Origin of the sequence: Desulfosporosinus fructosivorans, from assembly GCF_004766045.1 — a bacterium.
GTDB lineage: Bacteria > Bacillota > Desulfitobacteriia > Desulfitobacteriales > Desulfitobacteriaceae > Desulfosporosinus > Desulfosporosinus fructosivorans.
Map to the genome: position 1 here is coordinate 431,955 of NZ_SPQQ01000002.1, position 25,418 is coordinate 457,372.

Consider the following 25,418-nt stretch of genomic DNA (forward strand, 5'->3'; position numbering starts at 1 on the left):
ACAAAATGGAGGCAATGTTAATACATTTTTTTATATTTTTCTAATTATTTATTGAACTTATTACAGAACTGGTGATAGTCCATAGTTTTATAACCATTGCCAAGAGACATAATAAGACTATAAAGAGCTTACCTCTTTGATACTGTCGATATAACATGATATTATAGATATAAGCGAAAATTTAAAGTCATTTTAGTAAATATTCAGGAGGCTCAATATTTTAATGGAATTTAAAAATTTCTTACAAAGTAATTTGTTTAGAAAAATGCTATCTTTACTGCTTTTGCTTGGCATAATTATCAGCATCAAACCAATGATGAATTTGCTCCTATTAACTTTTATGTTTTCATTTATTTTGTATGGGATTCAGAATTACCTCTTTCATAAAATTATTAAGTTAATTCCCGTAAATAGGACGGGGATCACCTTTACTATCTTTATTATCTTAGCTTCGGCGATTGTCTTTTTTATTTATAGATATATACCTATTTTAACTAAACAATTAATGTTTATCGGAGTCCAGTTAAGCAATTTTGATATTAATAGTTATGAAGACGCAATAAATCCACAGATTCGAGAAGCAATTAGTACTAATATTCAATCTTACATAACAGAAGCTGGCACTTACCTAATTCAATCAGTTACAAATATATGGAGATTCAGTTTAAATATCTTTCTTGCTTTGATATTAAGTCTATTTCTAATCTTAGAAAAAGATAAGACAATTAAATTTCTAAATAGGTTCGAGGACAGTAAAGTTAGCTTTATTTATACTTATTATAAGAAATTAGGCAGGAATTTCGTTAATTCTTTTGCAAAAGTAATGGAAACTCAAATTCTAATATCATTTATTAACTCCATTGTGTCAGCCTTCGTTTTAAGTATGATGGGATTTCATCAAGTGATCGGTTTAGGTTTTATGATTTTCATTCTTGGCTTAATACCCGTAGCGGGGGTTCTCATTTCATTAATCCCGCTATCAATCATCGCTTTTAAGTTAGGTGGAGTAATAAAAGTGCTCTATATCCTGGGCATGATTGTTGTGTTGCATGCACTCGAAGCCTATTTCCTAAATCCAAAACTTATGTCTATGAAAACGAAACTTCCAGTGTTTTTTACCTTTATCATTTTGATCATGGCAGAACATTTTATGGGAGTATGGGGTTTGTTATTCGGAATACCGTTGTTTCTATTCTTTCTGGATCTTATAGATGTAAAATCTCAGTGATCATTTCCGCCCAGTTTCCTGAAGAGTACGGAGGAGGCGTAACAAAACTTGGAAATTTTCTGAGTGGTGGTGCGCTATCCCCCAAAAGAGGATTATACACCTACGAAATGGTGTATAATCCTCGAAAATAACGGCAATTCTCGAACAAAAAGGGTCTGTAACAAACTGGAAAACAAGTTTTGTTACAGGAATGCTTAAAAGCTGGATAAATAGCTCCAACATTCACATAGAAATAAAGTGGGAAAAGGAATTTTCTACTTTATTTCTATTTGAATGTTGGCTGGAATTGAAACCTCCCTGTTATCCTATGCGACTTACAGGCCTACTAAATCGCAAGATCTTTAGTCTCAAACACCTTTTTTGTCAAATACCAAAGACCCGCTGAAGTGACACTAAACCCAATAATAGGCCACAATGGGTCTGTTGTTCCCTCTAGTACCTCTTGCGGCTGAAACCATTGGAACAGTGAGAGGTTTTTTAGCCAGGATAATCTATCGCTCAGTCCTCCAACAATATCCATACCGTAAAAGGCCAGCGTTAACCCCATCGCGTAGGTTACAGCCCGTTCTTCCTCAACAAACCAAGCTGAGAAAAAGAGACTATAAAATTCTATCAGCGAGAAAAAAGAAAGTCCTAAGAGTCCTAGGTCTATATAACGCGCATGTTCGACTTTAATCCCTGAACAAAATGTGCCCAAATATACTCCACCGATCATAGCCGCGACGAGAATAGCATTTGTACTGACCATAACTCCCGTTTGAGTTGAAAGAATCTCACTCCGAGAGACCGGTGTGGACAAAAGAAAAGCTAAAGATCCATCATCCACCATTTTGGCAAGTAAAGCATTCGCAATTTGAATTCCATATAAGGCCATCAACATTACCCAGATCCTCGCATAAAACTGTCCCGATATAAAAGACTCAAATGTATCTGTTCTGGCATTTTCAGGGACCCCAAAAACGGTTTTTACCGCAGATGGGATAGACCCTGCGATCTCCGTAACCGCCGGATTTTTAGCAATCACAGGGTAAACCCAGGTTAAGAGTCCTTCATAAAGAATAATCCCCATTGAAATGACAGCTACTTTCTTGCGATGCTGTTTAAACGTTGCCCGAAACAATGCCCTATTCATATTCACCCCACCTTAAGCCTATAACTATAGCTTTCTCTCGAACTTCGCGACTATCGGTAAAAATCCATAAAAGCCTCTTCTAACTCTAGAGATCGTTGCCTAAAACGTTTGACACGAACTTGAGAGAGCGCTAGCCATAAGTTATCGAGTTCACCACCTACACGGATGACGTAGCATCCCGCCTGAATCGCAGTTAGATTTAAATGACTCTGCGTTAAAAGCTCAGCGTCTTTCTTGCTCTCAACTTCGACTTCGAAGGTTTGATATTCAGCTTCTCTTAGCTGAGATATACTTTGAACGGATAAAAGCTTACCTTCGCGAATAATCCCAGCCTGCTCACAGGTACGTTCAATCTCTACAAATTGGTGGGAAGACATAAATATAGTCTTACCTTTTTTCTTTTCCTCTAGGATTAAATCAATAAACACTTTTTGCATTAAAGGATCCAAGCCGGATGTCGGTTCATCAAGGATCAGCACACCTGCATCCAACATCAATGCAGAAATTATCCCCAATTTCTGTTTCATCCCTTTTGACATCTTCCGAATGAGTATTTCTAAATCCAATTCGAGAGCACTTATGAAATAATCTCGATTCTTCTTTATATGAATTTTTTCTCTATGCATTCCTGCAATGAGATTTAAAAAGTCCGCACCTGTCAAGTTTTCAATAAAGTGAAGTTCCCCCGGAAGGTAACTAACAATCTTCTTCACTTCCGTCTTTTCTCTCCAACAATCATGTTCGTTGATTGTTACTAGTCCTGAATCCGGCTTTAAGAATCCCATCAAAAGGCGGATTGTCGTGGTCTTCCCAGCTCCATTCGGACCAAGGAATCCAAACGCTGTTCCAGGCTCGACCCGAAAGCTAATGTTCTTGATTCCTCGTCCTTCGTGATAAACTTTGCTCAGTTCTTTAACCTCGATCATGTCCTCCCTACTTCCTTAGCAAGACCTCTTTAAGATAAACCTACGGCTATTCAGTTTTAGATATTCCTACAAGTTCGAGAAACCTTTTAGTCCAACGGTTTTCTAGCGAAGAAATAGTGAGAGACTTCAAACGGCCAATCTATATTCTATTGTATTTTATTGGTAATTTAGTTGTGTCTGTCTCCCTGCCACTCCAAATTCTTTCCCAGAGATTCTTTAATCCAAACTTCCCCCAGATAAACCTTCTACTAAAAGGTTTGGCTTGTTCAACTAGCCTTATAGTCGGATCTAGGGCGTTTAGAGCCCCCTCAAGGGTCAGCAAGGATTTCCCTACGAGGATAAATTCAGAAGGAATATGAATTCCATGATGAAAGATGATATTGAAAAAGTCCTGAATCGATTCACCCATTGCAAATTCCCTCGAGGGTACTTTCAAATGTTTGTGACGTAAGGCAGAAATATCTGCTTGCAAGGCCAATCTGTCAACATGCTCCGGTACTATCCCCATTTTCGAGATTGTCTCTAAAATCAGAACATTATCACCTCGGATAAGTGCAGAAGTTAGGGACAAAATCTGCTCCCTCATAGTACGAGTTAGATGTCCTGTAATTCCGAAATCAAGTAAGGCAATTTTTTCCCCAGGTAAGATAAAAACATTACCGGGATGTGGGTCACCATGAAAACATCCCTCCAGAAGGATCTGTTGAAGAAGCGCTTTACTTAACCGATCCGCGATCTTGTGAATATTATAAGACGTCTCCTGAGAATCAATAATTTGATGCAAAGGCGTTCCCGAAATATACTCCATGGTTAAAACGGAGGGGTGTGATAATTCCCAGTAAATCTTCGGAATCAGAATATGGGAATTTCGCTTACCTATTTTTGCCAGTTTTTCTGCATTTTTTCCTTCATTGAGAAAATCCAACTCCCCTTTGATCGTATCGGAAAACTCCTTAAGCAGCATACGAATAGGGTATCGCTTTCCCCACTGCGTTCTCTGTTCCACTTGGCTGACAAGGATTTCAAAAATTTCTAAATCCGTTTTAACAATCTCCCGCAGCTGCGGACGTTGAACTTTCACTGCCACCCTTTCTCCATTATGCAGAATTGCGTAATGCACTTGTCCAATCGAAGCTGCCGCAAGAGGGACAGGGTCAAATTCTCGATAAACTGATTCCAGTCTGGTCTGTAAAGATTCTTCAACCACTCGGCGTATCTCCTTAAAAGCAAGCGGACGAACTTGGTCTTGGAGCTTCGCTAATTCTTGAACAATAGGTTGCGGAAGAAAATCTGACCGAGTACTGGCAAGTTGGCCCATCTTTATGAAAGCAGGGCCAAGTTCCGCTAAGGCAATTCTAAGGTGTGCTCCTACAATGCTTAAGTTTTCCTCCTGCATCGACAGCAAATTCCCCGAGATAAACATTGAACCAAATCCATGTCGTATGAGTACAGAAAGGATCTCAAAATATCGAGCAAAATGTCTTGCAGGTATCTCAAACATCTGAATGCTCTCCGTTTCCTAGTAGGCTGTTATATAATTATGAAACTTTAAGCATAACGTGACTGCAATTTTTAGGGTTCTTATCAGGCTTAATTACCTGAAAATTATTGGAATGCAAACACGCGCTCTGAATAGTTTACATATATTGGTATGGTAAAGGGGGCGAAAATATGTTCTTAGGAAAAAATCCGTTCTCAAATCAAGGCGGAACAGCTGGAGCAGGTAGCAGTCTAGGAGTGGGAGACACGGGATTTCTTAACCAAACCAAACCCCTGCCGATGGGGATGCAACGTTTTCTAGCCAAAAAGGGAATTAACTCTTTTGACGATCTAACAAACCGGGTTCAGTTCGCACCACGAATGCCTTTCAGAAAAGTACGGTAATCGAAAGAGCGGGGATTGCCCCCGCTCTTCGCCCGCTTAATACTTAATCCTATCACATAAACCAAGTAGTGCTACCTAATCACCGCATCTCCTTGAAACCCCAGTTCGCAATGGACACCATAAGCCCTACAAGAAAGGCAACTCCAAAGCCTGGCACGTAAAATCCCGGCAATAGACCACTGGTAAGCATGATCATCCAGGTATTGATAATAAGAGTGAAAACCCCTAATGTTATTAGATTAAGTGGAATGGTCAAGATAATCAGTACTGGGCGAATCATCAAATTGACAAGACCGAGGACTATTCCTGCCCATAAGAAGTGAAGAGGGGTTGCCGCCACAATCGGTAAAAATTGTGCCGCCAAAAAAAATGCCAGTGTGCTCACTAAAACTCGGTAGATGTGTCGTTTCATCCTCTACTCCCCAATCATTTGATCCTTATCTTGACTTGAACCTCTTCAGTTTCCACATCAACAAGGTCCAGGCCTTTGTGTTGACTTAAATCTTTGATAATTCTGTGTGTTGAGGCAATAACACCGCTCGGGGGAATTGACTTAACCCAGCTCAGATTCTTTCGAACGTTTTCATCTCGGGGAAGCGGAACACACCCAATGACCTTCTCCCCGACCCAAGCCAAATTCGTAAAGGCTTCCATGAATTCATCGATAACCCAGATAGGTACCAGAAACGAAAAGCCCCTGCGTTTCTTCACTTTGACCCGGACCATTAACAGCCTTGCTGATTTATTCCACACACACTTCCACCTTAATTCGTCCCTCTTCAGGATCGGAAACTTCCACGTCCACGATGTTGCCATCTAGGTTTTCTTCAAGAATCCGGGCGAGTCCCTCAACATCCAACGCTTGCAAATCAAGACCCTTTTGCTCTAGCTCAGCCCGTTTTTCCGCGGGAACAAAGCTCATTGCATAAACAATTAATTTAGACGCGGAATGTATCAGACTCAAAGGAACATTCACGTTGACCTTTAGCGATTTTTCTCCAACCACTCGAACTCGCAAAAAGCGTTCCCCAGTTGCGAGCCTCTCTTTTTTTCCCAACCCATTTTCCGTGATCTGAGTTCCCGCCTTAGGCGAGTTGCCTTCCTCGATGGCCTTCAACAGATCCATCCCTTCAGCCGCAGTCAGCTTACCTTCTTGAATCATTTCAAGAATCTTCATTTTTTCACTGCTCATTTGTTCTATCTCCCTTCAAGTCTATGTTTTCTCAATCTATATCTAACTGTTTTCTCATTTGAAGTGTCGCTTCCTGTACTGAAATTTCCCCACGTTCAAGTGCTTCCAGAATCCTTTGCCTACGCTGGCTTTCCTCATTGGTGTTTTCCCTTTCAACTTCGGGATTTCTTTCCTTCTCCACTCCGTATCCAAGCGCCTCAATCACACTATCTAAGCGACTTCGAACCGTCGGATAAGAGATACCCAACTCTTTTTCCACCTCTTTGATATTCCCACGACATTTAATAAATGCCTCCATAAAGATTAACTGTTCTTTTGGTAGCCGACAAAACTTACACGAGCTGAATTCCCCTTCGATTTTGGTCGGACAGAAGGTACAAGTTAACTTACTAATCTTCATTTCCTGATCGCAAACCGGACACCGATGGGGCATCTTATAATCCAAGACCATCACCTCTACATTCAGTTGCTAATACGCTTATATTGATTAATATAATAAACGTATGTATTAATAATGTCAATATATTATTTAATATATTTAATGTTATGCTGAATATTATTAGCTATTTACTAATACTTCAAAAGGCAGGAAGCGATTATGACGCTTCCTGCCTTTTCTTAGCTGGTAGTTATCGAAACTTGGTAAGCAAGGGGATGGTTCTCATGTTTCCTATAATTGCGAGCGTAGCTACAAGGTTTCTTTACTTCTCTAAACCCGAAACTTGCTTACGGCTTCCTGCAGATTCTGGGCCAACATAGCAAGGCTCTGGCTCGAGGAAGCGATTTCTTCCATAGACGCCGATTGTTCCTCAGTAGCCGCCGATACTGTCTGAGCTTCTCCAGTCACCTTTTTGCTCAAGCTATCAATCCGGTTCATGGAACCTACAAATTGTTGGCTACCACTAGCCATCTGATCTATAGTCAAAGATATTTCTTTGACCTGATCAGATACTTGGGTTACTAATCCTGCGATTTCTTGAAAAGCTTGACCAGCTGCGTTAACCACTTCTGCTCCCAGCCTAACTTCTCGGGTGCCATTTCCCATGGCCAGAACAGCTTGATCGGTGTCTCCCTGAATTTCAGCAATCAGGGCGGAGATTTCTTTGGTCGCTTCCTGTGACTGCTCTGCCAATTTGCGCACTTCTTCAGCCACAACAGCAAATCCGCGCCCTTGTTCACCTGCCCTTGCCGCCTCAATAGCCGCGTTGAGGGCCAATAAATTGGTTTGCTCAGCAATACTTGAGATGGTCACAACAATCTGCCCAATTTCCTTCGAACGTTCACCCAATTCAGCGACCGCTTTGGCGGAGGTTGTAACAGTTTGTTCGATCTGAGCCATTTGATGTACTGCTTTAGTCACCGAGCTGTTCCCCTCATTGGCCTTTTCGGTAGCCTGTACCGATTGCCCTGCAACCTCACTAGTTGTTGCCGAGACCTGTTGGATGCTGGCAGACATCTGCTCTACCGCGGCCGAGGCTTCATCCACTGCGCTTAATTGTTCTTCCGCACTTGTCGCCACTTCGGTGATTGACGTTGCTACCATGATCGAGGCCTGAGCTGATTGTTCAACACTGGCCGTGAGCTCTTCACTTGCAGCAGCTAACTGCTCAGATTGTGAGTAAACCTTAGTGACCAGTTCACGCAAATTTGTCCTCATATCCTGGAAACCATTAGCCAGTTGTCCAATCTCATCTTCAGAAAAATCCCGTGTCTCACGCTCTCTGAAGTCTCCATGGGCCAAGAGCAGGCATTCGTCTCGAATCAACAAGATAGGTTTTGTAAACCTTTTGGCAATCAATACAATTGCTAGGGCAGTGATGACTAAACACACTATGGCAATTATTATCATCATTCGAGCCAAACTGTTAGTTTCTCTGCTGGCCTCGGCTTCGGGCGCTTCCACCATCATGACCCAACGTTGACTGCCTGGCAACTCGATTGGCGTGAATACCGCGACACTTGGAACAATACCAAAGGAATATGTCCCACTTAACTGTTTCCCGGACTCCACTGTCGTTTTAAACAGGTTGATCAAATGGTCGTCCAGTTCAGCTTGTGATAACTTAAGTTCTGGATTAATGTTCTTTTCGAGAAGGTTGAGTTTACCAATGACTTCGGGTTGTTTGGGGTCAGCTATGACCACGCCTGAATCATCGGCGATTTGACCGTCGCCAGTCTCTAGAAATTCAACATTCTTTATCAGTTCTGACAATCTTTCCACCGAAAATGTTCCGACCAATACCCCAGTCGACTGATCGTCATGCGTAACTGGTACTGCTAAGACAACTGCCAACTTCCCAGTCGACTTAGACACCAGCGGGTCTGATACAACTGCTTTCTTAGTTTCTATAACTTTCTTGAAATAGTCGCGGTCTCCGTAGGGAGCAGATGCTCCTGTATTGGTAAGCCCAGACCCATCAGGTGCAATCAAAACGACTGCATCAAAAGTGCCGAATCGTGTTTTGGCCTCCGCTAGGACTTGAGCGATCTTCACCTTGTCAGTACCCGTGCGAATTTCCTGGAGATTTCCCAAATCTTCCAGTCGAGATAGCATTACATTTAGATCGGCTTGAACACGATTACTATAGTCCGTTCCCACCGCCATGGCTGTCTGATCAACACTCTGTGTCAAAGATTGCTTGGAAAGATAATAGCTAACCCCGGTTAGCACGCTTAAAACCAAGATAAAAAGGGGCAACAGGATCAATAGTAACTTGGTTTGAATGTTTTTGACTTTCATAATATAGACTCCTCCTTTATGTACATTTTTACAATATTCGACATTTTGTATAATAAAAAACTGTGGCATATAGCCACAGCTTAAAAATCGTGTATTTCACGATATTCTAGTTTGGCAACCTGACTATCATAGTGTAATGAAACACCTTAGACTCATGGCTTTGTGCCCCTACTTTTCAGTAAGTTTACTTTTGTCATTGTTATTTAATCATCGTATTTAAAGGCTCTGATAAAAACTCTATGAATAAACTGAAGACATAATTTTACACTATTTATATCTAAAATTCAACACATCATTAAATCTATATAACTACTCATTCTTCTTGATATTCTTCCCATTGCTCTAAGCATTTTTCGAGTGTTTTCTCTAAAACTTCCTTTTCTTGAAATAGCTCGTTTAAGCGACTGGCATCTAAGGCATATTCAACCATCTCTTCATCAATTTGTTTAATTTTATGTTCATATTGGTCGATCTCCTGTTCAAGAAGTTCTAGTCTTTTAGTTAGATTTTTTCTCTTCGGTTGATGGGAGACCACCTTTTTTTCAATCTCTTTTGAGGGCATTCTGGGTGATGAAACACTTATTCTTTCCGTTCCTTTTTTGCATTCCTCTAGATAATAGCTGTAATCGCCAAGATAGACTTTTACCCCTTTATTTTCAATTGCCATCATCTTATCCGCCACTTTATTGATAAAATAACGATCATGGGAAACAAAGAGTAGTGTCCCATCAAATTGAATTAAGGTTTCTTCTAATACTTCCCTAGAATCAATGTCCAAATGATTGGTTGGCTCATCCAGAATCATAAAATTCACGTTATCAAACGTCAGTGAACAAAGCTTCAACCTACTTTTTTCTCCTCCTGACAAAGATTTGATTTTCTTATTAACATCTTCCTTCATAAATAAGGCTTTCGCTAATTGAGTTCTTGCTTCGCCCATGGTCAAATCATGCAACTGAGTAAAGTACTCTAAAATCGTCAGTTCCTCATTTTCATAGACCACGTTTTGAGGTAGATAACCTATTTTCACTCGTGAACCTATTTTAATCGAACCAGAATCTGGTTCGATTTCTCTAAGTATCATCTTCAACAACGTTGTTTTACCACTGCCATTACTCCCTACTATACACACACTATCTTGATAATAAATAGTGAGTTTAACTCCTTGAAGTAATCTATTATCATCGAAGTGCTTAGCAAGCCCCTCTGTTTCAAGGACCAGTTTTCCGGTCCTACTGATTGCCTGTGCATCCAAGCGAACTTTTCTCTTTTCAAAAACAGGTCGATCCAGCGTTTCTATTTTTTCGAGTCGCTTCTCTAATTCTTTAGCCCGCCTGAACATTTTATCGCTGTCTCTCATGACCCCCCAAATACGATAACGTTCAATTTGCCGTTCCATATTATCGATCTTTCTTTGCTGATTTTGATACATTTTATAGTCTATTAAGAAGCGGCGTTCCTTCTCTACAATATAATAACTGTAATTGCCAAGGTAGGGCACAGCACGGTTAAATTCCAACTCCACGATCTTAGTGACAACGCTGTCTAAAAAATATCGATCGTGAGATACGACAATAACAGAACCCTTGTAATCTTTCAAAAATCCTTCTAACCATTCAATAGCTTCTAAATCCAAATGATTGGAGGGTTCATCCAGTAATAAAACATCCGGTTGTTCCAAAAGGATTTTCGCGAGCATGACCCTTGTTTTTTCTCCACCACTCAGTTGCTCAAACAGCATTCCTTTTAGTAAGTTAGTAATTTGAAGACCTTCTGTGATTTTACTGATTTTAGTTTCTATGTCATACCCACCAAGAGTTTCATATTGTTCTGTCAAACTCCCGTAGCTTTGAACTGCTTTATCTAAAGCCTCGCCTTGAAGATTGCTGAGTCTTTCTTCTTGGGCCTTCATCTCCTGCTTAAGCTTGAATACGCTCACAAAGGCAAGCTCTACAACTTCCATAGCGGTCGCCCTTGCCTCAAAAATAGGCATTTGATTAAGATAGCCAACTCTTGCATCTTTGCGAATAGAAATACTACCCTCTTGGTAATCCTCTAGCCCCATAATCGTGTTTAATATAGTCGTTTTGCCACACCCATTTTGACCGATCAACCCAATTCTTTCTCCTGTTTTCAAGTCGAAAGAAATCTCCTGGAATATTTTATGGGCTCCATAATATTTGCTTAAATTATTAATACTGCACTCGATCATTTTTATCGTCCGCTCCTAACGACAAGACGTAGAGTTTACTGTGACCTTCCAAATAGCGATTACTAATCACAATATCCTTTAAGACGTAATTTTGTTATATGTTCTTTTAAGATGGCTTCTAAATCGATGCCATATTGCTCTTCAAGGACAAACATCATTGTGACAGCCGTCTGAGCCACGTCGACCAATTCTCTGGCTACCATCTGCATGGCTTCTGCCTCTTCCAGGCGTTGTCGTTCCCCACTAAGTCCCCTTAGTTTGCCAATAGCCTGCGCTAACTCTCCGGATTCTTCCATGATCTTCAGTGCTGTGCTTTCCAAGGAAGGACTTAGGCGGTTCAAGCGCGGAAGTGTCACGGTCTTGGAAACGAGCAGCCCTTCCTTGATTATAGGATCTAAAGTCATAACGCACCCTCCCACATTCTCATCCCATTACTAAGTTTAGTCATTATAACATTCCTGCTCATTTTTGGCATAGCGCCAGCTTAGCCTTTCTTACGATATACCTTCGACAAACGATCCATTGCTCTCTATTTGGAAAATCACCTATACAATAAGTCCAAGTTTCCTAATGACCTCGAGCAGTTTATTAGTATCAATTGGCTTAGCGGCGTAAGCTTCACACCCAATTTCAAACGCTTTATTGACATAGTCCGTTTCTGCCAAAGCCGTGGTCATAATCACCTTAACCCGCTGTTCAGATACAACCCCTTGCTTGGTCTCAAATTCTCGGATAGCCTTTAATACTTTAACCCCATCCACTTTGGGCATCATAATATCCAGACAGATTAAATCATACGGGGCTTTTTCTTTGATAGCCATTAAATAAGCGTCCAGTGCTTCAAGTCCGTCAACCACCAAATCCACTTCACCATATTGATTAAGAAATTTTGACAAGAACCTCCGACTGGCGAGATCATCCTCCGCGATTAAAATTTTCATTATCTTTCCTCCTTCGTATTGTCTAAGAACAAATAAATCTCAAATTCTTTTTTGAGGCTTAGGATGTAGTCAATTGCTTGCTCTTGGTTTTCACGCCTAGCAGCTAGTTCAATTTTAAAAGCTAACGTTTTTAGTTCATCCGCTTCAATCAGGTTACAGTTATTTTTGATTTTATGAGCAATTTCTTCGATAAGATTCATATCTTCGTAGGTTAAGGGACGACTAATTTCTTCAATATCTTGGGAAATTTCTTGAAGAGTTACATCTCTATCAACCCCCAGCGGCACATCATAACTTAAATTTAATACTTTCCCAGAATCACTAATCTTGACCTCTTGCTCAGATTCATCGACACTTTTTTTTGCTGCAATACCTCGGTTCACCACCACTTCTAAGAGCTGAGATAATTCAGACATCTTAATGGGTTTAGGTATATACTCATCCAAGCCATAGGACAGGAATTTTTCTCGATCTCCGACAAGCGCATAAGCTGTCAAGGCAATGATCGGAGTATGCCGCCGCTCCCCCTCACGTTCTCGAATTTTGGCGGTTGCCTCTATCCCGTCCATGATCGGCATCTGAATATCCATAAAAATTACATCATATACATTTTTCTCATGTAAAGACAAAGCTTCAAACCCGTTTGAAGCTGATTCAATGAAATGACCTTTTTCTTTGAGCATTAAAGTCAAGACCATTAAATTCACCTTATCATCTTCGACAATAAGAATTCTTAAGGGTTTCGTGGTATGGTTGGGGGTGAAGGTATCTTGAGTTGGATAGCTTAGTTTTTCAGATAACAAAAACTTTAGGCTAAAGCTGAACGTACTTCCCTTTCCCTTTTGGCTTTCGACCGTTATCGTTCCTCCCATCATCTGCACAAGTTGCTTAGAAATCGCCAGGCCCAAACCCGTCCCGCCATATTTCCTAGTGATAGAACCATCTACTTGACTAAAATTTCTAAATAGTTTTTCTTGGTCTTGCTCAGATATACCAATACCCGAATCACATATTGCAAACATAACCTCTACCATTTCATCCATTATAGACAGTTCCTTAACAGATAGAGTGACACTCCCATGTTCCGTAAATTTTAAGGCATTATTTAAAAGATTATTTAAAATTTGCTTCAACCTGTTGGGATCCCCTTGCATTGTTTGCGGAATGGAAGAAGAAAAATCGCACTTTAATTCTAATTTCTTTTTCATCGCTAATGGCGAATGAGTTTTTATTGTTGAATCCAGAAGATCTCCCATGTTAAAGCCTATCTTTTCGATCACTAATTTCCCTGCTTCAATTTTAGAGAAATCTAAAATATCATTAATGATTTTCAACAGAGAATCTGCGCAAGCTTTAGCAATCTCCAAGTTTTCTCGCTGTTCTTGGTTTATTACCTTTAATAAGGTTAAATCAATCATCCCCACAATGCCATTAATAGGGGTTCGAATTTCATGACTCATATTTGCCAGAAATTCACTTTTCGCTCGATTGACAGCCTCAGCCTTTTCCTTGGCTAGATGGAGTTCATTTTCCACCTGTATGCGCTTAGTCATATCAGTAATAATAGAGACGAAAAAACTAGGCTCAGGACTATATAGTTTCATAGAAAACCAGCGTTCACTCCACTCAGAATAGTATACGGGCAAGATAAGTCCTACCCCTGTTGATGCCACCTCTCCGTATTCTACCATTCCTTGGCGAAAGATTTCAGGATCGTCACCAAAAAAAAGTTCTGAATGTCTTTTGCCAATAATTTCTGCGCGCGACACATTAAATGTTTTTTCATAGGCTTCATTTATCTCAAGAACCTCATAATCAACTGGGGTTCCATCTTCATCATAGATGACTTTGTTGTAAGTAAAGCTATCCGGCATATTCATAATCAACGAACGATATCTTTCATACAGAACTCGTTGTTTTTCCTCGCTTCGAAGTAATTCTGTCTCTGATTTTTTAGTTGAATCCTCCACTGCTTTACTATCCGTAATATTGTCTAACGCTACGACCACATTGCATTTTTCACTAATCATAATTGGGGTAACGCTAGCCCTAAACCAATACTTCCTTGTCTCACCGTTATGAATCAATACTTTAGCATATTCCACCCCTGTTATAGCTTGTCCTGTTTTAAGAACTGAATTTATTGCCAATTGCAGCTTGCATGATTGACATTGAAGTCCGAAACCACAGCCCTGAATATCTTCAGTGCTCCCTTGACAATGAATCTCGTTACCGAAACGTTGATTCAACGCATCCTTTCGATTTTGATTCAGAAACTCTAAAGCAGCATTGTTAATTTTTTTCACTAAGGAATATTCATTTAATAAGAACATCCCAATGGGACTAGTTTCAAAAATTATTTCAAAATTACTAGTCTCTGTGTTTTCTTTGTTAATGGTCATACCCAGCACCCGCCTTAAAAATTAATAGGAAGTGCAACAATCTCAATTCCCCCTGTCAATACGTTCATTGCTATACTTCGAATTATCGTTCCACCAATCTGAGCATCCACTATCTTTAATTCCATACCAAAGAGGGTATCTCGTACTGCCTTAATATTTTTGAGTCCAATCTGAAAATAGTCATCCGACCTTAATGAAACGGCTCCACCAAATAACTTGACTTGTAGATCCTCACGCTTACATCCGTATTCTCCGCACAGTTTTTGGATCAAGATGGGGATGCCCGAAGTAGCATAGTAGCCTGGTCGGAGCTTGGCCTCCTCTAGCTCCGCGGGTTTCGGTAGAGCAATGTGAATCATCCCTGCCAGATGAAGTAATGGATTATACGCTGTTACAGCGACACAAGAAGCGAGCGCAAAGGTCTTGATAAAGCTGTCGGGGGCATTTGAGACGACATATTCTCCAATACCCACAATTTTATCCATTTCCTCTCCTAAAGAGGGTTACAAGGGCTTCAGCCAGAGTTTCCAGTGGAATCTGTCGTTCCACCGCCCCGATTTCAAAAGCAACTTTGGGCATGCCATAGACAACGGAAGATTTCTCGTCTTGTCCTAAGGTCCTGGCACCCTTTCTTCTCATGCTAAGTAAACCTTTTGCCCCGTCATATCCCATACCTGTGAGTATGACTCCTATCGCACCCATTCCTACTTCTTTAGCCACGGACTCAAAGAGGACATCGATCGAAGGACAGTGTCCATTCACTTTTTCCCCCACGAAACACTCCACTCGATATCGTTCCCCGACCTTCTTGAGCCGCATATGCTGTCCACCTGGGGCGATCAGGACACTTCCTTGTTCCACATAGTCCCCCGTCTGAGCTTCCTTAACCCTCAACCGAGTTAAGTCATTGAGCCTATCGGCAAACATCTTGGAAAAAATAGGAGGAATGTGTTGAGCAACTACAATACCGGGTATTCGAGACGGTAATACTTTCAAAATATTGAAAATAGCCTCAGTTCCTCCGGTCGAGGCTCCTATGGCGATGACCCGCCCTTCTACTGAAGTGCCTTCCTCAACCACATTAGCTATGCTCCGCCCTACGAATTTCGGAATCTTGGCGTTAGCCGCTATCTTTATTTTCTGGATTAATTCGTGAATAAACCCCTCAACATCTTCAACGGACTGAACCTTAGGCTTCGTCACGAAATCCACAGCTCCAGCTTTCATCGCTTCAAAGACGGACTCACTTACAGAACTGACAACGACAACGGGCAATGGATATTGGGGTAAAAGCCTCTTAATAAATTCAATTCCATTCATTTTTGGCATTTCAATATCACAGGTCATCACATCTGGCGAATATTCTAAGATTTTATCTCTGGCATCGAAGGGATCAACAGCTTTGGCCACGACCTCGATGTACGGGTCGCTAGCGATCCCTCTCGCTAACACTTCACGAAAGATTAAAGAATCATCGACAATCAGCACTTTTATTTTTCTCATGCTTAAGATTCCTTTCGGTAAACGGCGGGCATGATGTATTTATACTCCGTCTCGTTTCGATTCAGTGATTCTGAGTGTCCAATAAATAAATATCCCCCTGGTTCAGTTATATCATAAAACTTCTTGACTAAATCAAGTTTTGTTTGGTTGTCAAAATAAATCATCACATTTCGGCAAAAAATTACCTGAAATTTCTTCCTGAAGGGGAAAACCCCATCCATAAGATTGAATTTCCTATATATAACTTCATTCTTAATCTTATTAACTAGGACAGATCTATCATTATTTAATTTCTCGAAATAGTTGAGTTTCCAAAAGGGCGGTATTGTCGCAATTCCCTCATTGTCATAGACTCCTTTAAGGGCGATATCCAAGACTTTACTAGAAATGTCTGTAGCCAAAACCTTTGCATCCCACCATTTTTTATCCGCACCAAGGAACTCGTCAATGATCATCGCTATAGTATACGGTTCTTCCCCACTTGAACAACCAGCACTCCATATCCGTAAGTCTTTATCCTTCGATGTATTGACGAGATGGGGCAGTATCTTGTCTCTGAAAAAGTTAAAGTGATCAATCTCTCGCATAAAAAAGGTATGATTGGTCGTTATTTTATCAACAAGTGTGCCAATTGCATCCCCTGTTTTATCCGCTATAAGATAATTAAAGTAATCATTAAAACTAGTAAAATTATTTTCTGTTAAAACATTACTAAGCCTTCCAAGTACTAAGGTTTGCTTCTCTTTTTTTAAATAGATACCGTAATTAGCTTTAATGTAATTAGCCAGTTGCACAAATTCTTTATCCGAAATCCTAAGCATAAGTACACCTCCCTCTTTACCATAATTTCTCCATTTTTTTTTTTTAGGAGAGCCCTTCGGCTCTCCCGTTTATGAGAACATTATTCGCACTAATACTTACCAAATTCGTTGTCACTTAAATAAATCTTGGGTTTATTACTTGCTGCCGCAGCCTCAGCATACCCTTGGTTGTCAAAGTTCTTATTGCCCTTTTTCCTTCGGGACATCTCTTCAAGCATTTGTAAGACTTCTGGGTTCAGATCATCTAATCCTCTGAAGGATGACACAGTGGTCTTCCTCAGTTTGAACTTTCTTACCTGTTCTCTTAGGAGTTCTGCCTGACTTGATAGTTCCTCGCTTGCAGCAGCACTTTCTTCGGAAGTAGCTGAATTAGTCTGAACTACGCTCGAAACCTGAATAATTCCTTGATTCACTTGATTAAGTCCCAAGGCTTGTTCATTGGAAGCAGTTGCGATTTGTGCTACAAGGCTAGTAGCTTTACTAACACCTTCAACAATTTTATTCAGAGCTAGGGCCGTGTCGTTAGCTATCTTAGTACCGCCCTCCACCTTCTTCGTTGAGCCTTCAATCAAGGCCGTTGTTTCTTTAGCAGCATTGGCTGAACGGGCCGCGAGATTTCTTACTTCTTCGGCGACTACTGCAAAACCTTTGCCATGTTGACCAGCCCTAGCAGCTTCTACTGCGGCATTAAGAGCCAAAATGTTTGTCTGGAAAGCGATCTCATCAATCACTTTAATTATCTTAAAGATATTTCCAGAAGCATCATTGATCTCCTCCATAGCTTGGAGCATTTCTTTCATCTGCTGATTACCCTGAATGGCGTTCTCTCTTGCTGCTTCAGCCAACTCATTTGCTTGGCTAGCATTTTGGGCATTAAGCATGGTTTGCGTGGATATCTCTTCAATGGAGGCCGTTAGTTCTTCGATTGAACTAGCCTGTTCTGTCGCACCTTGTGATAGAGCCATGCTCGAAGCAGATACCTGTCTAGATCCAGATGCCACTTGTTCAGATGCCGAGTTGAAGTTTGTCATCACCTCATTGAGATTATCCGCCATACGCTTAAAGGCTGAAGAAAGCGTACCTATTTCGTCTCTTGTCTTAGCCTCAATTGCTACATCTAGATCGCCATCTGCAATCTTCTCTGCAATGCTAACAAGCTCAACAATGGGCTTGCTGATGATTTTAGAAATAAATATTCCTAAAGCGATCGCGATCAAAACAGCAAATACCAAAACAGCCATCATCACTTGAATCGCATTAGTGGCTGCCGAATCATATTCTGTAGTTTTGCTCAAACCGCCTTCAATCTTTAACTTAAATAGCGTATTTATAGCATCCGCTACTGCTACAGTCGGGGCTGAACCCACTCCGTAAAACAGCGTGATTGCTTGCTCTTTCTGATTAGTTGCGACTAATTGAAAAACCGTACTTTTGTTGTCCTTATATTTCAACAAATTATCGGACAGCACATTATAGACTTCACGACCCTGAGCAGTCTGCATGTTTTTTTCGATTTTTACTAACCCAGCGTCGATAATAGCGTCCTTTTCCTTCAACGTGTCAAGGCTTTTCTGATAATCAGCATTGTGGAAAAGCACGTCTCTAATTACACTCCGTTCTTCTTGGAAGGCTAACCCGATCTCCGCAACATCTGCAGTTGCTATACCATACACCTCAAATAGGGTACCAAAATTCTTCGAAGTACTCTGCAAGCTGATGATTCCAACAACCCCAACAACACCAGCTAAGATAGCTATTAGTATGAATGAACTAATTAGTTTTGCGCTTATTTTCATGTTATAAAACCACTTCATTGATCCTTACCTCCCTCTTATTCGCTTAGATATTCCCGAACTCTTCGACGTCCACATCGTTCAAAAGCTTATCAGAATCTAGAAGAAGTTTCACATCATTTCCAACTTTACCTATCCCTTTGATATATTTATTCCCGTCTTTATTCAGGTTAGGCGGGGCTACGATTTCTTCATCCTGGATTGAGATCACCTCAGAAACACTGTCAACAATAAGACCTATCGTGATTCCCCTAATTTCAATGACCACGATGCACGTCCGATCGTTGTATTCTCTAAAAGGCTTCTTAAATCTCAGTCTCACATCCATTAAAGGAATAATCTTACCCCGCAAATTGATGATTCCCTTAATGTATTCAGGCATTTCCGGAATTTCAGTGATAGGCTGAAGACCAATGATTTCGGTCACATACTTAATCTCGATGCCGTAAAACTCTGTCCCCAAAGAAAAGGTGAAAAACTTACCCTTTTGAGTATCTTCTACTTGATCTTGGCTCTCTAGTTCCCCATTGTCTGCCATGTTGCCTCTCCTTTCCTCTCTGAAAAATAGCCCCTTTATTCTTAGGAAGCCTTGCGGCGCCCCCCTAGTATTTATCTAATATTTCCCATACTCTCCATCACTTAATGAGATTTTCGGCTTATTACTCGTTGCTGCAACTTCAGCATACCCATGGCGGATGGAACTGAAGCTCGACTTATTCTTTTGGGTCAAATCTTCAATCATCCTTAAAACCTCTGGATTCAGATTTTCAAACCCTTTATAAGACGACCCCGTGGTTTTCTTAAGTTTAAACCGACTGACTTGTTCTCTTAACAGTTCTGCTTGGCTCGAAAGTTCCTCACTCGCTGCGGCACTTTCTTCCGCCGTCGCTGAATTCGTCTGAACGACATCCGAGACTTGTAAAATCCCTTGATTCGCTTGGTTGATCCCTAACGCTTGTTCATTGGATGCAGTCGCGATTTCTCCTACGAGGTTTGTTACTTTAGTGACTCCTTCGACGATTTGGCTTAGTGCAATGGCAGTCTCGTTCGCAATTTTTGTACCGCCTTCAACCTTTTTCATGGAGCCCTCTATAAGTCCGGTCGTCTCTTTGGCGGCGTTTGCGCTTCTAGCCGCTAGATTACGCACTTCTTCCGCGACAACAGCAAACCCTTTACCATGCTGTCCTGCTCTCGCAGCCTCGACTGCGGCATTAAGGGCTAAGATATTCGTCTGGAAAGCGATTTCATCGATGACTTTAATAATCTTAAATATATTAGTTGATCCTTCATTAATATCATCCATGGCTTTAAGCATACCCTTCATATGTTCATTACCCTTGGTGGCGCCTTCCTTGGCTGCTAGGGCTAGCTCATTAGCCTGAGTGGCATTAGTAGCATTTAGTCTGGTCTGAGTCGAGATTTCCTCCATCGAGGCAGTCAACTCTTCGATAGCACTCGCTTGTTCTGTGGACCCCTGGGAAAGCGCTTGGGCAGAATCAGAAACCTGTCTTGACCCAGCAGCAACTTGTCCCGAAGCGTTATTCATATCACCTAATACTTCGTTTAAAGAATCAATAATTAAGTTCACTGAGCTCTTAATTTCTACAAAATCCCCTTTGTAATCTCCTTTGATCTCTAAATCCAGATTGCCCTTGGACATTTCCGTAAGTACTTTTGCTGTTTCGGTAACATAAGCAGACATAGCATATAAACTTTCTTCAAAACTTTTATAGATATTGCTAAACATTTCTCCAATTGCCTTCGTGTCTTCATCCGTTGCTTCAATCTTAGAGTTACACTGCAATTTTCCTTGGGCCAGATTCTCAATATTATCGAGAAGTTTTACAGTCTCTTTATCTTGGTACCTCGCCTGTTTTGCAGCGACTCTGGCAGCATTCATAATAGCAGTCTGGTCTACAACGAGTTCCATCGCCCCTATTACTTGATTTTTATCATCCTTCAGTGGAATGGCAGTATACATAATATCAAGATTCATTCCAAGGGGGTGCGCATCTGTTTCACGGCTGATTCTTTGTCCTTGCTGCATCGCCATAGCACAGGCGCAATTTGCAGTTTTGCAATCCGATGTTTTGAAGCTGTCATAACATTTAGTCCCAACAATCTGCTTCTGAGTGGTTGACAATAAGTCTGTACCATTCTTGTTCATATAAAGAATGGTGAAGTCCTTGTCAATTAACATCACCGGACTAGGCATTGAATCAATATGCCCACCCAATGTATCCATGAGGTTATTGATACCACCAACTAAAGTGCCCCACCCGCCCGAAAAAGCACTAGCATTAGCTCGAGTATTTAATTTACCTTCCCGAGTTGCTATTTCCAACTGGTCGGTTTCATTCATCAATGCTTTGATCGTGTTCTGCATCTCTACAAGCTTTTTACCCAAGATGTCTTTGTCCGACTTCACATTAACCAGAACCGATAGATCTCCTGCTGCAATTTTCTCCGTCACATTGACTTGATCGCGAACATTTTCAACCATTCTTTCAAAGGATCCCATCAATGAACCTATTTCATCCTTAGTTTTTCGTTTTACACTGTCATCGACATCAACCTCCCCAGAAGCTAACTTATTCGCAACTTCTGTAAGGAGCTTGATCGGTTTGCTGATAATTGAGCTCAGAAACACACCTAGACCTATTGCGATGAATATACCGACGAGTATGACAATCATCATGATAACTGTTGTGCTATTTGCTCTTTTTGTATTATCCGCGGACTTTATTTTTGCATCCTCTAATTTTACGGTGATTATATTGGCAAGTGCATCCTGTAGTTCTCTTGAAGCGATACCAGTGGAACCAGTTTCACTCATTAACGCTATAGCCTCTGCATCTTTACCTTGTTTTTCCAGTTCGCTAACCTTAGCTATCTGTTGTCCATATATAGCATTCTTCTTAACTAGGTCATCATACAGTCCTCTCATACTGGCTGATACTAAGGTTTTATTATAGGTCTCTAAACCCTTAGCTATGTCCGCCTGTCTCTGAGCTATTTTGTCTGAGTGCTCTTTTACCATGAGTGGATCACTCGTTAAGATCATATCCCGGACATTGACCCTAGAGCGTTGGAATTGTGTCGAAATATCTGCTAGTTCTGAGATCGGCACTGTCATATTTTCATAAAGCTCCGTATCCGACTTTTCTATAGCTCTAATATTTATGATACCTACTACACCTACAGTTGCTGTAATAATTGCGACAATCATAAATCCGGTTATCAATTTTGCTGAAATTTTCAGATCCATGAACCATTTCATTTACCAAAACCTCCAATTGTGATCTTAAAGACTTCTCAAATTTTCCAAATCGGTTTCAGAAATACTCTGCCATCTTATTTCTCGGTCTCATCAAGTTACGCAGATTATCCAAAAGCAATGAGTCCTGCGATATCCAGAATGAGGCTTATACTTCCATCGCCCAATAAGGTACACCCAGCCAGACCCCTAACTTTTTTCGTGTTTCGAATATATTCTGGAAGGGCTTTCACAACAACCTGCTGCTGACCGATCAACCCATCTGCAAAGATACAAAGTGTTTTGTCGTCTTGTTCCACCATAACGATGATTCCATCTGTAAGATGGGTTACCTCTGTCTGAACACGATAAATATCGTGCAAACGCAGAATGGGATAACATTGTCCCCTGACCATCATCATTTCGTTATTATCTGGGTCGACAATCACATCTGTCAGTTTGGGTCTAAAGGACTCCTTAATTGCAGTTGTCGGTATGGTATAGCGTGAATCCCCCACCTTAATGTTCATCCCATCGATGATAGCTAAAGTGAGTGGGATTTTGAGAGTAATGGTCGTGCCCTTTCCAGCTACACTATCTGCCGTTATTGCTCCTCCGACGGCTTCAATATTTTTCAAAACGACATCCATTCCGACACCACGCCCGGAAAATTCCGTAACGTTCTCGTTCGTCGAAAACCCAGGTAGAAAGACCAAGTTATAGATTTCTTTATCCGTGATTTCGTCTTCTGACACTTGAAGTAATCCTTTTTCACGTGCTTTGGCCAAAATCCTATCTTTATTAAAACCTTCACCATCATCGCGAATGATGATTAAAACATCCCCTCCGGCATTTTTCGCTTCTAAAGTAATCGTTCCTAAACGAGGTTTGCCTTTGGTTTCTCGTTTAGAGGGCATTTCTATGCCATGATCGATTGAATTGCGAATAAGATGCATTAAGGGATCAGAAATATGTTCAATGATATTCTTGTCAACCTCGGTCTCTTGTCCAATTAATTGAAGCTGAACTTCCTTATTGAGTTTTTTACACATATCACGCAGTGTCCTGTTCATCTTTTGGAACGTCCCCGCTAAGGGCACCATCCTCACAGACATGACAGTATCCTGTAGTTCACTGGTGATTTTTCTTAGCTGTCGGGCGGCCTTGGCAAAATTATTTAGTTCCAGGCCATTGAGATCTGGATTTTGAGTCACCATAGCTTCAGCGATCACCATTTCTCCCACTAAATCCATGAGCTGATCTAACTTTGCTACACTAACACTAATAATGCTTTGCTGAGATGCTGAAGCATGAACTTCATTTTCGTTGGCAACAAGGTCTCGATCGCTTGTTTTAGAAACTTTCATAGGGCTATCTTCCAGTAAGATTCTTCGTTCTATGGGGAGATCATTAAATAGTTCACTGTTTTCTACCTGGGTTAATTGAAGGTCCTTTAAAGAGATTGTCTGAATCAGAACTTTATGAATGTCCTCCAAAGAGCGATCCGTTTTTAGCAAAAGAGTAAAGCCCTGTTCACAAATAACTCTAGCACTATCCTCATGATCGAGATCTTTCGGTATATGATAAAATTCTTCGGCAAGATCTCCTAGATCGTTAACCACCCCGAACGCTCGCAGGTTTTCCATGCCACAATCTTGTTCAAAACGAAGGTTAGCTTGAAATGTGTTCCTAAGTGCAGTCGTCTCTGTCCTCACTTTACTTATGTAGTATTGTTGCTGCTTGATGGTGTCATTTCCATGAGAAGGTGTTACATTCGCATTTTTACGATCTAGAGTGCTGGAATCCTGACCTTTTATTGTTGCGTGAAAGATCTGCAGACTCTTAATCAATGCCGAAGCATTGCCATTAGCTTCTTCTCCTGTTCTAATTTTATAGATTTCCACTTTGATAAAATCCAAGCCCTCAAGCATTAAATCTGATAACTCCGAAAAGTCTACATTCTGAGGATTATCCTCGCGTAGAACAAAAAACAAATCTTCCATAGAATGGGCCAGAGTTGTAATATTATTAAATAGCATCATTGCTGAGGAACCCTTGATAGTATGCATAATCCGAAAAATTTCGTTGATGGCCTCTGGTGCATAAGAACTTGACTTTTCATTAGCAATGATTAAAAGTTCCATTTGCTCAAGCAATTGCATTGACTCAAAAATGAAGAGATCCAGCATAGGTTCGTTGACATACTGCTCAGACAATTCGTTCACCTCCTCTAACTTGGAGTCATCTTTAAATACCTAATACCTTAGCGAGTGTTTGGTAAAAGAATTCTTCCTTAAATGGTTTAACGATGAATGTTTTAGCACCACTAATTATGGCCTCTTTCACCATCCCTTCCTGTCCCATGGCTGATACCATAATCACTTTAGCCTGAGGGTCGAAATCCCTGATAGCTTTGAGGGCTTCAAGCCCAGACATCTCTGGCATCGTAATATCCATCGTGACAACATCGGGACGTAATTCTTTATACATTGCAACGGCTATAACTCCGTTTGCTGCTTCTCCAACAATTTCTATTTCATGTTTTAGCAGCATACTTCGAATGGAAAGTCGCATGAAAGCCGCATCATCCACAATAAGCAATTTCTTCACTTAAACTACACTCCTCTATCAACTGGGGCTACTCGTCCCAGGCTTTATTTTGAAAGCATCTAATAACATTTTTAATGCCGTTAAAGTATGTTCCTTTAAAGAAAAATTACAACTGTATAGGCGCCATCTTAGGACAACAATACTTTCTAAACCTATAATAAGATCTGCCAAACTTTCAGTATCGACATCCTTAGAGATTTCATTCTGACGTTTAGCATCCTCAACTAAGGATTGAATAGTATTGACCCTTTTATCAAAAATTCTTTTGACCACCTCACAGAGCTCAACTTCATGCATTAGTCCCTCATAGGACAGGGTAATTGCCGTTAATTCTGGATAATTTTCATAATACGTGACGTAGGCCTCTACAAAATAAGTAATGGCCTCGATCGGTTTAAACTCTTTCATACTTAATGATTCACTAATCGCTTGGTCATATTGAGAGAAATATTCGAGTACAGCTAAAATCAGTTCGTTCTTCGATTTATAATGCTTAAAGATAGCTGATTCAGAGATACCCTGCCTTTTCGCCACCTCCCGAGTCGTTAGTCCCTGCAAACCCTGTTCACTAAAAACCTCAATCGTCGATAAAATCAAACTTTCTTTAGTGTGTAATAATTTTGACAATAACCTTTCCTCCATTGGAGAGTAATCATTTACTCTCCTTTATTATATTTACATAATACGAGTTTTCTCTTCAATTTACCAGCTTTGTTTTCCTACATATAACTTGTTTTTTATATATTTTATTATTATATTCGACAAATCAATGTGCATT

General features: G+C 40.6%; 23 protein-coding genes and 1 riboswitch. Of the genes, 2 read left to right on the forward strand and 21 right to left on the reverse strand.

Translation table 11 applies throughout. From position 1 onward, the window contains the following. Window positions 1-223 precede the first annotated feature (223 nt). The gene (locus E4K67_RS06235; protein WP_135545555.1) at window positions 224-1,228 is read left to right on the forward strand and encodes an AI-2E family transporter; all 1,005 of its coding nucleotides are present in this window, start codon (window positions 224-226) and stop codon (window positions 1,226-1,228) included. 325 nt (window positions 1,229-1,553) lie between these two features. Here the strand turns inward: E4K67_RS06235 and E4K67_RS06240 are convergent, their stop codons facing one another. From E4K67_RS06240 to E4K67_RS06250, 3 genes are all read right to left on the reverse strand, one after another. Continuing rightward, the gene (locus E4K67_RS06240; RefSeq protein ID WP_135545556.1) at window positions 1,554-2,360 is read right to left on the reverse strand and encodes an ABC transporter permease subunit; all 807 of its coding nucleotides are present in this window, start codon (window positions 2,358-2,360) and stop codon (window positions 1,554-1,556) included. A gap of 50 nt (window positions 2,361-2,410) precedes the next feature. Beyond that, window positions 2,411-3,286, reverse strand: coding sequence for an ABC transporter ATP-binding protein (locus tag E4K67_RS06245; protein ID WP_135545557.1), 876 nt, complete (start codon window positions 3,284-3,286; stop codon window positions 2,411-2,413). A 139-nt stretch (window positions 3,287-3,425) separates the two neighbouring features. Next, on the reverse strand, window positions 3,426-4,787 hold the full coding sequence (locus E4K67_RS06250) for an ABC1 kinase family protein (RefSeq protein WP_135545558.1): 1,362 nt from the start codon (window positions 4,785-4,787) through the stop codon (window positions 3,426-3,428). Between the two features lie 170 nt (window positions 4,788-4,957). On the opposite strand from E4K67_RS06250, the gene E4K67_RS06255 reads away from it, so the two are divergent. Then, window positions 4,958-5,170: a hypothetical protein gene (locus E4K67_RS06255; RefSeq protein WP_135545559.1), complete on the forward strand. Its 213-nt coding sequence runs from the start codon at window positions 4,958-4,960 to the stop codon at window positions 5,168-5,170. A 79-nt stretch (window positions 5,171-5,249) separates the two neighbouring features. On the opposite strand, the gene E4K67_RS06260 is transcribed toward E4K67_RS06255, so the two are convergent. The 18 genes from E4K67_RS06260 to E4K67_RS06345 all read right to left on the reverse strand — a co-directional run bounded on the left by E4K67_RS06260 (window position 5,250) and on the right by E4K67_RS06345 (window position 25,267). Continuing rightward, entirely contained in the window at window positions 5,250-5,582 is a 333-nt protein-coding gene (locus E4K67_RS06260) for a phage holin family protein (RefSeq protein ID WP_135545560.1), read from the reverse strand. A 14-nt stretch (window positions 5,583-5,596) separates the two neighbouring features. Further along, a complete protein-coding gene (locus E4K67_RS06265; protein WP_135545561.1) occupies window positions 5,597-5,923 on the reverse strand; it encodes a hypothetical protein in 327 nt (108 codons plus the stop codon). Next, window positions 5,913-6,362: an SHOCT-like domain-containing protein gene (locus tag E4K67_RS06270; protein ID WP_135545562.1), complete on the reverse strand. Its 450-nt coding sequence runs from the start codon at window positions 6,360-6,362 to the stop codon at window positions 5,913-5,915. The genes E4K67_RS06265 and E4K67_RS06270 overlap by 11 nt, the downstream gene beginning before the upstream one ends. A 31-nt stretch (window positions 6,363-6,393) precedes the next feature. Next, a complete protein-coding gene (locus E4K67_RS06275) occupies window positions 6,394-6,807 on the reverse strand; it encodes a DUF2089 domain-containing protein (protein ID WP_135545563.1) in 414 nt (137 codons plus the stop codon). A gap of 264 nt (window positions 6,808-7,071) precedes the next feature. Further along, entirely contained in the window at window positions 7,072-9,102 is a 2,031-nt protein-coding gene (locus E4K67_RS06280) for a methyl-accepting chemotaxis protein (protein ID WP_135545564.1), read from the reverse strand. Between the two features lie 110 nt (window positions 9,103-9,212). Continuing rightward, window positions 9,213-9,301, reverse strand: a riboswitch (cyclic di-GMP riboswitch). 114 nt (window positions 9,302-9,415) lie between these two features. Further along, window positions 9,416-11,314 carry a ribosomal protection-like ABC-F family protein gene (abc-f, locus tag E4K67_RS06285; RefSeq protein ID WP_135545565.1) on the reverse strand — a complete coding sequence of 633 codons (1,899 nt, stop codon included), beginning with the start codon at window positions 11,312-11,314 and terminating at the stop codon, window positions 9,416-9,418. A gap of 62 nt (window positions 11,315-11,376) precedes the next feature. Next, window positions 11,377-11,718, reverse strand: a complete 342-nt coding sequence (locus E4K67_RS06290; RefSeq protein ID WP_135545566.1) for a MazG-like family protein — start codon at window positions 11,716-11,718, stop codon at window positions 11,377-11,379. A gap of 141 nt (window positions 11,719-11,859) precedes the next feature. Further along, window positions 11,860-12,255, reverse strand: a complete 396-nt coding sequence (locus E4K67_RS06295) for a response regulator (RefSeq protein WP_135545567.1) — start codon at window positions 12,253-12,255, stop codon at window positions 11,860-11,862. Beyond that, window positions 12,255-14,657, reverse strand: a complete 2,403-nt coding sequence (locus tag E4K67_RS06300) for a hybrid sensor histidine kinase/response regulator (RefSeq protein WP_135545568.1) — start codon at window positions 14,655-14,657, stop codon at window positions 12,255-12,257. The genes E4K67_RS06295 and E4K67_RS06300 overlap by 1 nt, the downstream gene beginning before the upstream one ends. A gap of 14 nt (window positions 14,658-14,671) precedes the next feature. Beyond that, the gene (locus tag E4K67_RS06305; protein WP_135545569.1) at window positions 14,672-15,142 is read right to left on the reverse strand and encodes a chemotaxis protein CheD; all 471 of its coding nucleotides are present in this window, start codon (window positions 15,140-15,142) and stop codon (window positions 14,672-14,674) included. Next, entirely contained in the window at window positions 15,135-16,160 is a 1,026-nt protein-coding gene (locus tag E4K67_RS06310; protein WP_199242476.1) for a protein-glutamate methylesterase/protein-glutamine glutaminase, read from the reverse strand. Before E4K67_RS06310 ends, E4K67_RS06305 begins: the two co-directional genes overlap by 8 nt. A gap of 2 nt (window positions 16,161-16,162) precedes the next feature. Next, window positions 16,163-16,981: a CheR family methyltransferase gene (locus E4K67_RS06315; protein ID WP_135545571.1), complete on the reverse strand. Its 819-nt coding sequence runs from the start codon at window positions 16,979-16,981 to the stop codon at window positions 16,163-16,165. Window positions 16,982-17,070: 89 nt separating this feature from the next. Further along, window positions 17,071-18,795 carry a methyl-accepting chemotaxis protein gene (locus E4K67_RS06320; RefSeq protein WP_135545572.1) on the reverse strand — a complete coding sequence of 575 codons (1,725 nt, stop codon included), beginning with the start codon at window positions 18,793-18,795 and terminating at the stop codon, window positions 17,071-17,073. A 25-nt stretch (window positions 18,796-18,820) separates the two neighbouring features. After that, on the reverse strand, window positions 18,821-19,312 hold the full coding sequence (locus tag E4K67_RS06325; protein WP_135545573.1) for a chemotaxis protein CheW: 492 nt from the start codon (window positions 19,310-19,312) through the stop codon (window positions 18,821-18,823). A gap of 75 nt (window positions 19,313-19,387) precedes the next feature. Continuing rightward, window positions 19,388-22,054, reverse strand: a complete 2,667-nt coding sequence (locus tag E4K67_RS06330) for a methyl-accepting chemotaxis protein (RefSeq protein ID WP_135545574.1) — start codon at window positions 22,052-22,054, stop codon at window positions 19,388-19,390. A gap of 104 nt (window positions 22,055-22,158) precedes the next feature. Next, complete coding sequence (locus E4K67_RS06335) at window positions 22,159-24,246, reverse strand: chemotaxis protein CheA (protein ID WP_135545575.1); 2,088 nt, start codon at window positions 24,244-24,246, stop codon at window positions 22,159-22,161. Between the two features lie 31 nt (window positions 24,247-24,277). Beyond that, the gene (locus E4K67_RS06340) at window positions 24,278-24,640 is read right to left on the reverse strand and encodes a response regulator (protein WP_135545576.1); all 363 of its coding nucleotides are present in this window, start codon (window positions 24,638-24,640) and stop codon (window positions 24,278-24,280) included. A gap of 18 nt (window positions 24,641-24,658) precedes the next feature. Then, entirely contained in the window at window positions 24,659-25,267 is a 609-nt protein-coding gene (locus E4K67_RS06345) for a TetR/AcrR family transcriptional regulator (protein ID WP_243454346.1), read from the reverse strand. Window positions 25,268-25,418 lie beyond the last annotated feature (151 nt).